Source organism: Erwinia sp. HDF1-3R (assembly GCF_039621855.1).
GTDB lineage: Bacteria > Pseudomonadota > Gammaproteobacteria > Enterobacterales > Enterobacteriaceae > Erwinia.
This window is the reverse complement of the sequence record NZ_CP155071.1, coordinates 2,011,486-2,023,916: the sequence shown is the minus strand read 5'-3', so window position 1 is coordinate 2,023,916 and position 12,431 is coordinate 2,011,486. Positions and strand designations below refer to the sequence as shown.

9 protein-coding genes are annotated in these 12,431 nt (G+C 56.4%); 3 read left to right on the top strand and 6 right to left on the bottom strand.

Annotation, left to right across the window (positions count from 1 at the left end):
* The first annotated feature begins 145 nt into the window (after nt 1-145).
* Nucleotides 146-523: a hypothetical protein gene (locus AAGR22_RS09300; protein WP_345831338.1), complete on the top strand. Its 378-nt coding sequence runs from the start codon at nt 146-148 to the stop codon at nt 521-523.
* Nucleotides 524-736: 213 nt separating this feature from the next.
* Here AAGR22_RS09300 and cobB read toward each other — a convergent pair whose 3' ends face one another.
* From cobB to lolC, 4 genes are all read right to left on the bottom strand, one after another.
* Nucleotides 737-1,570, bottom strand: coding sequence for a Sir2 family NAD+-dependent deacetylase (gene cobB / locus AAGR22_RS09295; RefSeq protein WP_345831572.1), 834 nt, complete (start codon nt 1,568-1,570; stop codon nt 737-739).
* Between the two features lie 67 nt (nt 1,571-1,637).
* Complete coding sequence (lolE, locus tag AAGR22_RS09290) at nt 1,638-2,882, bottom strand: lipoprotein-releasing ABC transporter permease subunit LolE (RefSeq protein WP_345831571.1); 1,245 nt, start codon at nt 2,880-2,882, stop codon at nt 1,638-1,640.
* A complete protein-coding gene (gene lolD, locus AAGR22_RS09285) occupies nt 2,879-3,583 on the bottom strand; it encodes a lipoprotein-releasing ABC transporter ATP-binding protein LolD (protein WP_067703244.1) in 705 nt (234 codons plus the stop codon). The genes lolE and lolD overlap by 4 nt, the downstream gene beginning before the upstream one ends.
* Nucleotides 3,576-4,775: a lipoprotein-releasing ABC transporter permease subunit LolC gene (gene lolC, locus AAGR22_RS09280; protein WP_345831337.1), complete on the bottom strand. Its 1,200-nt coding sequence runs from the start codon at nt 4,773-4,775 to the stop codon at nt 3,576-3,578. The genes lolD and lolC overlap by 8 nt, the downstream gene beginning before the upstream one ends.
* 273 nt (nt 4,776-5,048) lie before the next feature.
* On the opposite strand from lolC, the gene AAGR22_RS09275 reads away from it, so the two are divergent.
* Both AAGR22_RS09275 and mfd read left to right on the top strand, forming a co-directional pair.
* Nucleotides 5,049-5,258 (top strand): hypothetical protein, encoded by a 210-nt coding sequence (locus tag AAGR22_RS09275; RefSeq protein ID WP_067703237.1) that lies wholly within the window; start codon nt 5,049-5,051, stop codon nt 5,256-5,258.
* A gap of 79 nt (nt 5,259-5,337) precedes the next feature.
* A complete protein-coding gene (gene mfd, locus AAGR22_RS09270) occupies nt 5,338-8,781 on the top strand; it encodes a transcription-repair coupling factor (RefSeq protein WP_345831336.1) in 3,444 nt (1,147 codons plus the stop codon).
* A 1,305-nt stretch (nt 8,782-10,086) separates the two neighbouring features.
* On the opposite strand, the gene AAGR22_RS09265 is transcribed toward mfd, so the two are convergent.
* Nucleotides 10,087-10,626, bottom strand: coding sequence for a glycine zipper 2TM domain-containing protein (locus AAGR22_RS09265; RefSeq protein ID WP_067703231.1), 540 nt, complete (start codon nt 10,624-10,626; stop codon nt 10,087-10,089).
* Nucleotides 10,627-10,918: 292 nt separating this feature from the next.
* Entirely contained in the window at nt 10,919-12,223 is a 1,305-nt protein-coding gene (locus AAGR22_RS09260) for an NAD(P)/FAD-dependent oxidoreductase (protein WP_345831335.1), read from the bottom strand.
* Nucleotides 12,224-12,431: the final 208 nt, after the last annotated feature.

The window sequence follows — 12,431 nt, the reverse complement described above, 5'->3', positions numbered from 1 at the left end:
TCTTACACACCGTATGGAAAGCCCTGTCCCGCTGTATGCGATTGGCCTGAGAGGTTGTTCAGCCTGTACGGCAGATTAATCAAATTCATTGAGGTTAACTGTTAATTAGCATTTATTCCCTGACATCATAATAAGGATCATTACGATGAAAAATAAAAAAACCTCCGCCCTTCTCCCTTTTATAGTTCTTTTTCTTTCGGGCTGTTCCCACTATAGCGTATCAACGGAAAAGCTCTCCGAACTCTCAGAAACTGATTTATGCATCGCCCTGGGCGAAAGAAATAATACCGGGTCTGAGGTGCTGAGGATAACAGAAGAGATTCAAAAGCGGGGAGACAAAATCAGTTCGGAAAAATGTTACTTACTCTCTCACAAAGCCATGCGGTCATCTTCAGATATTACCGTTGAGCCCTATACTGAACGTAAATATAATACGACAGACTATGACTATCAGAAAAAACGCTGGGTCACAAAACCCTGTACCGATGAAGCCGGACTGACCATTAGTATTCCCGACCGCTAAGGTTCCCTGCTTAACCGGTTTGCCTGATACACCCCCCCTGATATACCACGCAGATAAGCCGTGGCGCCTCTAACCGGCGCCCCGGTTCGGGCATTGATGCACGCGGCAACCTGCGGTGAGCGCTCAGGCAGCAACCTGCCTTTACGCGCTCAAACTTCAGCGCAGCAGGCTGGCTTTATCGGGGGGCCAGCCTGCCGCGTATAATAAGCCGAATTATTTGCCGATCCTGTCCAGCAGGCTACGGACAAAAGCCGGTACGACCTCGCTGGCCAGTCCATACTCTTTATCCTGAAATTCACTTCCCACCTGGCTTGGCTCAAGATTCAGCTCTACGGTGTGCGCGCCCTGCAGTTTCGCCTCGTGCACAAATCCCGCTGCCGGATAGACATGACCGGAAGTGCCAATGGCGATAAAATAATCCGCCTTGCCCAGCGCGTCGTAGATTTCATCCATCTGCAGCGGCATCTCACCAAACCACACCACGTGCGGGCGCAGCACGGCAGGAAACTGACAGCAGTGGCAGCGGTCATCAGGCTTGACGTCCTCAGCCCAGTGCAGCAGCTGGCCGCTGCTGACGCAGCGCACTTTAAGCAGCTCGCCATGCATATGAATGATATTGCGGTTGCCCGCCCGCTCATGCAGGTTATCGATATTCTGCGTAACCAGCAGGAAATTGTCCCCCAGCGCAGCTTCCAGCTCGGCCAGCGCCAGATGGGCGGCATTGGGCTGGATTTCAGGCTGCTGAAGCTGGCGACGACGGGCATTGTAAAAATTCTGCACCTGCTGCGCATCGCGGGCAAAGCCCTCCGGCGTGGCTACATCTTCTACCTTGTGGTCTTCCCACAGGCCATCGGCAGCGCGAAAGGTGCGGATACCGGACTCAGCTGAGATCCCGGCGCCGGTCAGAACCACCACGCGAGGCAGAGGATGACGGGCGATTTCCAGCGTGCGATCGCGCTCAAAGATGCGCTGGCGAAAGCGCTGGTGCACCTGACGTCGGGTTTTCTTGTAACGTGCCAGCCTCAGCCGGCGACGGGGTGTTCGCATCATAATTTCTTGATCCTTAACGTGCAGACGTACGCGCGACCGCGTACGTCTGATGCCTGATTCCCGTTTATTGACCGCTCAGCACGCGGGCGGGGTCAATGCGACTGGCACGGCGGGCCGGATACCAGCTGGCAATCAGGCTGAGTATCAGCGAGGTGACCAGCACAATAGCCACATCCAGCCAGTGAACCTCGGAGGGCAGGAAGTCGATAAAATAGATATCGCCCGACAGAAAGTGATAACCGGTTAAGGTTTCAAGCCCGCGAATAATCGGCGTGAGATTAAACGCGGCCAACACGCCGACCACCACGCCGCTTACGCTGCCCACCAGCCCGGCCATCAGACCGTACCAGACAAATATTGCCCGAATAAGACCATCCTTTGCACCCAGGGTGCGCAGCACGGCGATATCCCCGCTCTTATCCTTCACCGCCATCACCAGCGTGGAGACGATGTTAAAACAGGCCACGCCAATTACCAGCACCATCGCCAGATACATAATAGCGCGGATCATCTGAATATCGCGGTACATGTAGCCATAGGTGCCAATCCAGCTGCGGATATAGACGTAGGAGTGGGTCACCTCCCCCGCGTCGCGCACCAGCTTTTGAGCATTGAAGGGATTATCCATTTTAAGCGCAATGCCCGTGACGTTGTCACCCATTCCCAGGTACTGCTGGGCATCCGCCAGCGGCACCAGCGCAAGGCTGTGATCGAGCGCGCCGCTGAGTGCCAGTATACCGCTGACCTGTAAACGCACGCGTTTAGGCTGCAACAGCTTGTGACCGGGATCGCTGTTAGGGATCATAATCGAGAGCCAGTCACCCTGTTTGACCTTCAGGCTTTTTGCCACACCCTGCCCGAGAATAATTTGCTGCTTACCCGCCGCGAAGCTGCTCCATGCGTTGTTTTGTACATACGAGGGCAGCGCACTCAGCCGGCTCTCCTGCTGCGGGTCGACGCCTTTAACCTGCACCGCCTGTAGCTTTGCTCCGCTTTCAATCAGACCGGTAAAGTTAATATAGGGCGCTGCGGCGGCAATGCCCTTCACCTCAGCGATTTTCGGCAGCAGGCTCTGCCAGCCGGTAAAGGGCTGATTCACCGGCTCGATCTCACCGTGGGGCACCACCGCCAGAATGCGGTTGTTGAGCTCCCGCTCAAAGCCGTTCATCGCGCTCAGCCCGACAATCAGTACCGCCACGCCCAGCGCAATACCGACCGTGGAGATAACCGATATCAGCGAAACCATGCCGCTACGGCGGCGACCACGGCTAAAGCGCAGTCCAAGAAGAAGAGAGAGCGATCCCATCAGCGCGTTCCTGCCAGCGTGACATGCTCGCTGAGCTCACCGTCGCGCATTTCCATCTGCCGGGTCAGGCGTTTCGCCAGGTTAAGATCGTGGGTGACGACCAGGAACGCGGTCCCCTGACGCACATTCAGTTCGCCCAGCAGGTCGAAAATAGCATCGGCATTGCGCGCGTCCAGGTTACCCGTCGGCTCGTCCGCCAGAACCAGCCGTGGATTATTAACCAGCGCGCGGGCAATCGCCACCCGTTGACGTTCGCCGCCGGAGAGCTCAGAGGGGCGATGCGCCGCACGTTTTTCCAGGCCAACGGCCGCCAGCATTTCGCGCGCCTTACCCTCGGCCTCACTCTGGCTGGCTTTGCCAATCAGCAGCGGCATGGCGACATTTTCCAGCGCGCTAAAGTCCGGCAGCAGGTGGTGGAACTGGTAGATAAAGCCGAGTTCGCGATTGCGTAACTCCGCTTTTGCCGCAGATGAGAGCACATTCAGTGAGCGGTCATTGAATACCACCTCTCCCGAGGTGGGCGTATCCAGCCCCCCCAGCAGGTGCATCAGCGTACTTTTACCGGAGCCGGAGCTGCCGACAATCGCCGTCAGCTCACCGGGAGCCATATTGAATGAAACGTTACGCAGCACGTCAGTCTGAACCGTTCCTTCCTGATAGCGTTTGCACAGGTTTTTGCACTGCAACAACATCGGGTTACTCATAACGTAAAGCCTCTGCGGGTTGAACGGCGGCCGCGCGCCAGGAAGGATAAAGCGTTGAAAGCAAGGCAACCACCATCGCGGAAATCACAATGGTCACTACCTGCGAAACAGAGATCTCCACCGGCAGCGCCGCGCCGTCGAGGAACGCGCCAATTAGCGGCATCAGATTATTCAGCTGGCTGGCCAGCAGCACGCCAAGCAGCGCGCCAAGTACCGAGCCAACGATGCCTGCCGTTGCGCCCTGCACCATAAACACCATCACAATCTGGCGACGGGTCAGACCCTGGGTCTGCAGGATCGCCACTTCACCCTGCTTTTCCATAATTAACAGCCCCAGCGAGGTGATAATGTTAAAGGCGGCCACGGCGACAATCAGGCTGAGCAGCAGCCCCATCATATTTTTTTCCATCCGCACGGCCTGGAACAGCTCGCCTTTGCGCTCGCGCCAGTCTTTCCATACCAGACCTTTGGGCAGCGTTTGCTGACTGAGCGTATCCACCTGTAGCGGTTTATCCAGCCACAGGCGCCAGCCGGTGATGTTTCCTGCCGGATAGCGCATCAGACGCGATGCGTCCTGCTGGTTCACCAGAATCTGATAGCCATCGACCTCGCTGTTTGCCGCGTAGGTGCCGGCAACCGTAAACAGGCGCTGGCTGGGCAGTCGGCCCATTGGCGTAAACTGGCTGGCCGAAGGCACCATCAGGCGGATCTGCTCACCGCGCTTCACGCCGAGCTGGTTCGCCAGCTGCTCACCCATAATGACGTTGTACTGACCGGGCTGGAGCACGGTCTGGCTGACGTTAACCAGCGAGGGCGTCAGCGGGTCCGGCTCATCAGGATTGATACCGAGCATCACCCCCACCCCGACGCTGCGGGCGCTTTGCAGGACCACGTCACCGGTGGTGAGGGGCGCGATGCGGCTGACGCCCTGTAGCTTTAGCTCACTGGCGGGCGTTTGCTGGGGATTGATCGATCCCGTGTCGGACGCAATGAGCGCCTGCGGCATCAGGTTCAGGGTGCTTTTTTCCAGCTCGTGCTCAAATCCGTTCATCACCGAGAGCACGGTGACCAGCGCCAGCACCCCCAGCGTGATGCCGATGGCCGAAAGCCAGGAGACAAACCGCCCAAAGCGGTCTGAAGCTCGTCCGCGCATATAGCGCAGGCCAATAAATAACGCGACAGGTTGATACATGTATTCCGTCTTTTAGCGAATCGATGGCGAAAAGTGATCGAAGATAATAAAGGTTAGCCGGGCGTTATGGAACCTCTAAGCCGCTGAGCGGGCTGCTTTGTTTTGTCAGCAAAAACAACAGAGATGTCTGGCACACGCCAGGCGAACAAAAATTATGCGCTATTTGCGTGATTAACCAGCAATAACCAGCGTAAACTTATAAAACCCCTCTGAAAGAGAGGGTATGACGCGAGTGGAAAACGGGGTCGAAGAGCGGAATGGTGAGGGGTAAAGATGTCAAAATATCCTAAAGGCAGCATCGTCAGGCATAAAACGGGAGAAATTAAGGGACTGGTGGTTAACGTCTTTGAACAGGGTGCCGCCCCGGCGGGCTACTACGTTAAATGGGACGATGGGAATCACAGCTATCATGCCGAAAATGAACTGGTGTGGGCAAATATTGACCGACCCAGAATGCACTACACCCAACAATCTCCAAAATAGAGGTATACTCCGGTGAGCTGAATCGGGAACACTGCCTGTGTCCCGCTCTCCCTACTGCGAAGAGACTGCCTGAGAGATTATGCCTGAACAGAGTCGATATACCCTGCCCAAGAAAGCCGGTGACCAGCGTCAACTGGGTCAACTGACCGGCGCCGCCTGCGCAGTAGAATGCGCAGAAATTATTGAACGTCATGCTGGCCCGGTGGTGCTGATTGCACCCGATATGCAAAATGCGCTGCGCCTGCTTGATGAGATCAAACAGTTCACCGACCAGCCGGTTATCAGCCTGGCAGACTGGGAGACGCTGCCCTTCGACAGTTTCTCTCCGCATCAGGATATTATCTCCTCGCGGCTCTCCACCCTTTACCACCTGCCTGCCATGACCCATGGCGTTCTGATCCTGCCGATCAATACGCTGATGCAGCGCGTTTGCCCGCACAGTTTTCTGCACGGTCACGCGCTGGTAATGCAGAAAGGGCAGCAGCTTTCACGCGATACGCTGCGCAGTCAGCTGGACCAGGCGGGCTATCGCCATGTTGATCAGGTGATGGAGCACGGGGAGTATGCCATTCGTGGCGCACTGCTCGACCTCTATCCGATGGGCAGCGAACAGCCCTACCGCATTGATTTCTTTGATGACGAGATCGACAGCCTGCGTCTGTTTGACGTCGACAGCCAGCGCACGCTGGAAGAGGTCGCGGCGATTAACCTGCTGCCTGCTCATGAATTCCCCACGGACAAAGCGGCCATCGAACGGTTCCGCAGCCAGTGGCGCGAACATTTTGACGTCAGGCGTGAAGCTGAGCATATCTATCAGCAGGTCAGTAAAGGCACGCTTCCCGCCGGGATCGAATACTGGCAGCCGCTGTTTTTCGAGCAGCCGCTACCACCGTTATTCAGCTATCTCCCCGCCGGGACGCTGCTGATCAATACCGGCGACCTGGAAGGCAGTGCGGACCGTTTCTGGCATGAGGTAACGGCCCGGTTTGAAAACCGTCGCGTAGACCCAATGCGCCCTCTGCTGCCGCCCGAATCGCTCTGGATGCGTACCGATGAGCTGTTCAGCGAGCTAAAAAAATGGCCGCGCATGCAGTTCAAAAGCGAAGCGCTACCGGAAAAATCCGCCAATACGAACCTGAACTATCAGACGCTGCCCGATATCGCGGTGCAGGCCCAGGCTAAAGCACCGCTCGATGCGCTCCGTCAGTTCCTGGAGTCGTTTAGCGGCCCGGTGATTTTTTCCGTGGAGAGCGAAGGACGTCGCGAAGCGCTTCAGGAGCTGCTGGCCCGTATCAAAATTTCTCCACGCGCGATCGCTGCGCTGAGTGAAACCGGGCCGGGCGGGCACTATCTGATGATCGGGGCCAGCGAACACGGCTTTGTTGACGGCCTGCGCCAGCGGGCAGTGATCTGCGAAAGTGACCTGCTCGGCGCGCGCGTCAGTCGCCGTCGTCAGGACAGCCGCCGCACCATCAATCCAGACGTGCTAATCCGCAACCTGGCCGAGCTCCATCCCGGTCAGCCGGTGGTGCATCTGGAACACGGCGTCGGGCGCTATATGGGGCTGACGACGCTGGAAACGGGCGGAATTACCGCCGAGTATCTGATTCTGACCTATGCCGGCGATGCGAAGCTCTATGTACCGGTTAATTCGCTGCACCTGATCAGCCGTTATGCGGGCGGCGCCGATGAAAATGCCCCCCTGCATAAGCTGGGCAGCGATGCCTGGTCACGCGCACGGCAAAAGGCGGCGGAAAAAGTCCGCGACGTGGCGGCGGAGCTGCTGGACATATACGCGCTGCGCGCGGCGAAAGCGGGTTTTGCCTTCAAACATGACCGCGAGCAGTATCAGCTGTTCTGCGAGAGCTTCCCGTTTGAAACCACGCCCGATCAGGCCCAGGCGATCAATGCCGTACTGAGTGATATGTGTCAGCCGCTGGCAATGGATCGGCTGGTTTGCGGCGACGTGGGCTTTGGGAAGACTGAAGTCGCCATGCGTGCGGCTTTCCTGTCGGTTGAAAACCACAAGCAGGTGGCGGTACTGGTCCCCACCACCCTGCTCGCTCAGCAGCACTATGATAATTTCCGCGATCGCTTCGCCAACTGGCCGGTACGCATAGAGATGCTGTCCCGATTCCGCACCGCTAAGGAGCAGACGCAGATTCTGGAAGAGGCGCGGGAAGGCAAGATCGATATCCTGATTGGCACCCATAAGCTGCTGGCCAGCGAACTGAAGTGGCGCGATTTAGGGCTGCTGATTGTCGATGAGGAGCACCGTTTTGGCGTGCGCCACAAGGAGCGCATTAAGGCGATGCGGGCCGATGTTGATATTCTGACGCTGACGGCCACGCCGATCCCGCGTACGCTGAATATGGCGATGAGCGGCATGCGTGACCTCTCGATTATCGCCACGCCTCCGGCGCGTCGTCTGGCGGTAAAAACCTTCGTGCGTCAGTATGACGATTTAGCCGTGCGCGAGGCGATTCTGCGTGAGGTGCTGCGCGGCGGTCAGGTTTATTATCTGTATAACGACGTTGAGAATATCGAGAAAGCGGCGAACCGTCTGTCGGAGCTGGTGCCTGAAGCCCGCGTTGCCATCGGGCACGGCCAGATGCGCGAGCGGGATTTGGAACGCGTGATGAATGATTTCCACCATCAGCGTTTTAACGTGCTGGTTTGTACGACCATCATTGAGACCGGAATTGATATTCCGACCGCCAATACCATTATTATCGAGCGCGCCGATCGCTTCGGTCTTGCCCAGCTTCACCAGCTGCGCGGGCGCGTAGGTCGCTCACACCATCAGGCCTATGCCTGGCTGCTGACGCCGCATCCAAAAGCGATGACCGGCGATGCTCAGAAGCGGCTGGAAGCCATCGCCTCGCTGGAGGATTTAGGGGCGGGCTTTGCGCTGGCTACCCACGATTTGGAAATTCGCGGCGCGGGCGAACTGCTTGGCGAGGATCAGAGCGGCCAGATGGAAACCATTGGCTTTTCTCTGTATATGGAGCTGCTGGAGAACGCCGTTGATGCGTTGAAGGAGGGCCGGGAGCCTTCGCTGGAGGATTTGACCAACGGCCAGACGGAGGTCGAGTTGCGTATGCCGTCTCTGCTGCCGGATGATTTCATTCCCGACGTCAGTACCCGTCTGTCATTCTATAAGCGCATTGCCAGCGCCGGGGAAGAAGGCGCTCTGGAAGATTTGAAGGTGGAGCTGATCGATCGCTTCGGTCAGCTGCCGGATGCCGCCCGTAATCTGTTGGACATTGCGGCGTTGCGTATGGTGGCGAAGCAGCTGGGTATCCGCCGCATCGAGGCGAGCGAGAAAGGCGGTTTCATCGAGTTTGCCGAGAAGAACCGGGCCGATCCCGGCTGGCTTATTGGGCTGTTGCAGAAGGAACCAAAACACTGGCAGCTGGATGGCCCGTCGAAGCTGAAGTTTATCCGCGATCTTGGCGAGCGTAAGGCACGAATGAAGTGGGTGCGGGAGTTTATGGGGCAGATTCTGGCGAATGCAGCCTGATTGGAGCTGATGCTCCGGCTAGTTGTGCGGGCTGCAATTTCTGCTCTGCCAGTGGGTAAGCCCTGCATTTACCGGCTAGTTGTACGGGCTGCAATTTCTGCGTTGCCGGTGGGTAAGCCCTGTGGTTGCCGGGCGTCCTCACGCCAGGCTTTGCCTGGTGCCTTTGGCTCCGACTCCTGGCCGGACGGCCCGGTCGCGAGCGGGCATCCCTGCCCGCCGCTCCCTGAGGGCAGCGTCCCTGCTGCCCTCGCCTGGCCATTCGTCTCTGCCGCAGCGCTGCGGAATGCCCGTCAACCACAGGGCTTACCCACCTTTCAGGCTACAGAGTCGCTTTCAATAGAATCCCGGCCTTTACCATGCACCTGCGCTATATCAGCCAAACCCTGTTAATACGCAGGCCTCTGAGTCGCTTTAATTGTCCATGACTTACCCCGAAGAAAGCCAGAGGACTCTCAGTCATACTTTTTTCATCTGGTTTGCATGATTACTTTGCTTTCAATCTGGGCGATATATTCCATCACTACCCACGTTGCTGTTACTTATAAACCAGCCAGGCGAATATGTCTGAAAGCGCCGCCCTTCCTACACGCTTATGCACAATGCTGACTGTGATTAACAGCTCCAGTCAGAATACCTGGCTGAATAATCAAAATGGATGAGGATAGCAGCGGCCCAATCGGAGGACAGTAACAGGAGAAGTATTAGCGGGCAGGAGCCTGGGAAACTGCCGATTAAATCGATTTAACGTAAACCCTCTCACAAAGCCGCAAAATGCTGCCCTCAGGAAACGGTGACATTTTAGCTAAAAGCTGCGTTGGGGCTAAACATAAAAATAGTTTTGCTTATCGTTATATAGTTTTTTTTATCGTTCTATTTATATAGTTTTGTTTATTGTTTTATTTATTGTTTTATTTATAAAGGCGGCTCTAAAGCCCGAGAGGTGGATAATCCCAGCCATTGCCGTGCATTCCGCAGCGCTGCGGCGTAGATGGAAGGCCAGGCGAGGGCAGCAGGGACGCTGCCCTCAGGGAGCGGCGGGCAGGGATGCCCGCTCGCGACCGGGCCGTCCGGCCTGAAGTCGGAGCCAAAGGCACCACGCGTAGCGTGGCGTGAGGACGCCCGGCAATGGCTGGGATTATCCACCGACACCGCAGAAACCGAAGCTTACATAACCAGCCAGCAAACGCCGGGACTACTTACCGACACCGCAGACACCGCAGCTTACATAACCAGCCTGCAAACGCCGGGACTACCCACCCGCACAGCAGGTATCCCAGCCTGCACAGCCAGTTTCTAAGCCCGTTATTACGCTTTATCGTTCAGGATAAGCTGACCATTACTGTCCAGTGGGATACGCGTACCGGGATCGTTATCCATGCGGACTTTGCCCTGCTGGCTACCGATCTTATAGGTCACATCATAACCCATCATCTTTTCCTGCTTATCGTAAACCGTCTTGCAGCGCTGTTCGGTAGTGGTATAGGTATCTCGATCCTGCAGCGCGCCCTGCGCCTGATTACCGCCATAGCCACCCGCCAGCGCACCGGCAACGGTTGCCACGCTGCGGCCACGACCGCCACCAAACTGATGACCCAGCACGCCACCGGCGACGGCGCCCAGAACGGAACCGGCAATGCGGTTTTCATCCTGAACCGCACGACGGTGGGTCAGCGTAATATTCCGACATTCCTGACGTGGGTTTTTAGAGGTCTCTTTAATCGGGGTAGCAGAAAGCACCTGTGCGTACTGAGGACCACGGTCAAATACGTTCATACTCGCTACCGCTGCCACACCCAGTGCAGCCGCCACGCCAATCCCGATACCCGCCAACATTGATTTATTCACAGGACACCCTCCTGAAATTGTTACCGCGCATTCTTTCCTTCTGCACAATCTCGTTGCAGGAGTTTGTACTCGGCGTGCGCGACGCGCCGTGGTATTGCATTGAATTGTGCGCATCAGGACCAGATGTGACAATAAGAATACCGGACGAAAAGTAACGGTTTGACATAAGTAAAAGCTTTTAAGAGTGTTCTGACTGGCAGGCGCGTGGAATAGGTGAACCTGAAAGGCTCAGGGTGGACGCGCCACCCTGAGTTTTACTACATGGCGTTCAGCAACAGGACCGAAACAGGGCCTAGTGCAGCTTCAGGCGGGGACGAATAACGCGGTTAATGCTGCCTACCAGCATCATCAGGCCGGTTTTAAAATAACCATGCAGCGCCACCTGATGCATACGATAAAGTGAGATATAGACGAAACGCGCGATGCGCCCTTCTACCATCATCGAGCCACGCATCAGATTTCCCATCAGGCTACCCACGGTACTAAAACGCGAAAGCGAAACCAGCGATCCGTGATCTTTATAGACGTAGGCTTTCTGACTCTTGCCTTTCATCTCTGCAAGAATATTGTCCATCACCCGCGACGCCATCTGGTGAGCAGACTGGGCGCGTGGCGGGACAAATCCCCCTTCCGGCAGTGCGCAGGAGGCGCAGTCGCCGATGGCATAGATAGTCGCATCACGAGTGGTCTGGAGCGTCGGTTCAACCACCAGCTGATTAATACGGTTGGTCTCCAGCCCGCCAATCTCTTTCATAAAGTCCGGAGCCTTAATGCCCGCCGCCCAGACCATCAGATCGGCTTCAATCACTTCGCCCGATTTCGTGTGCAGCCCCTGCTTATCGGCGCTGGTCACCATCGTCTGCGTCAGTACGCGCACGCCAAGTTTGGTCAGCTCATGGGTGGCCGCGGTGGAAATACGTGGCGGCAGCGCGGGTAAAATGCGCTCACCCGCCTCGACCAGCGTCACGTTCAGCGCCTTATTGTCCAGCCCCTTATAGCCATAGCTGTGAAGCTGTTTAACCGCATTGTGCAGTTCAGCTGAAAGCTCAACGCCCGTAGCACCACCGCCGACAATGGCGATATTCACCTTCTCTTTCACCCCTTCGCTGGCAGAGAATTTGAGAAACAGGTTAAGCATTTCATTATGGAAGCGACGCGCCTGGTGCGGGTTGTCCAGGAAGATACAGTTATCCTTGACGCCCGGCGTACCAAAGTCATTAGAGGTACTGCCCAACGCCATAACCAGCGTATCCCACGCGATCTCACGCTCCGGCACCAGCAGCTCGCCGTGCGAATCACGGATCTCCGCCAGATGCAGTCGTTTGTTTTCACGATCGATAGCGGTTAACGTCCCCAGCTGGAAGTGGAAGTGATGATTGCGGGCGTGGGCCAGATAGCTGAGTCCGTCGATGCCTTCGTCCAGCGATCCGGTCGCCACTTCATGCAGCAGCGGCTTCCACAGGTGGCTGTGGTTGCGATCGACCAGCGTGATTTCCGCTCTGTTTTTCCGCCCCAGTTTTTGCCCAAGCTGCGTGGCCAGCTCCAGACCACCAGCACCTCCGCCGACAATAACGATCTTCTTCATTGGTGTAGTCAAACGACCCCCTTAAAATGTGAACCAATCGTTAACTAAAGGTTAAATTAATATCCTTAATTAACATAGGGTTGGCGAGTTTAATTCGCTATCTGCTGGCAGAATAGCACGGGGAAAATCAGGGGTCGTGCAAAAATTGATGCAGGTCAATTTTTGTCTGGTGAACTCAGAATAGTACTAAGAGGCGCAGGTAAAATTCAGGCAGCTGAGC

Bases quoted from the DNA above. Each gene is read 5' to 3' on its own strand.
- AAGR22_RS09275 (WP_067703237.1), top strand. From the start codon at position 5,049: ATGTCAAAATATCCTAAAGGCAGCATCGTCAGGCATAAAACGGGAGAA.
- lolD (WP_067703244.1), bottom strand. From the start codon at position 3,583: ATGAGTAACCCGATGTTGTTGCAGTGCAAAAACCTGTGCAAACGCTAT.
- cobB (WP_345831572.1), bottom strand. From the start codon at position 1,570: ATGCGAACACCCCGTCGCCGGCTGAGGCTGGCACGTTACAAGAAAACC.
- lolC (WP_345831337.1), bottom strand. From the start codon at position 4,775: ATGTATCAACCTGTCGCGTTATTTATTGGCCTGCGCTATATGCGCGGA.
- AAGR22_RS09300 (WP_345831338.1), top strand. From the start codon at position 146: ATGAAAAATAAAAAAACCTCCGCCCTTCTCCCTTTTATAGTTCTTTTT.
- mfd (WP_345831336.1), top strand. From the start codon at position 5,338: ATGCCTGAACAGAGTCGATATACCCTGCCCAAGAAAGCCGGTGACCAG.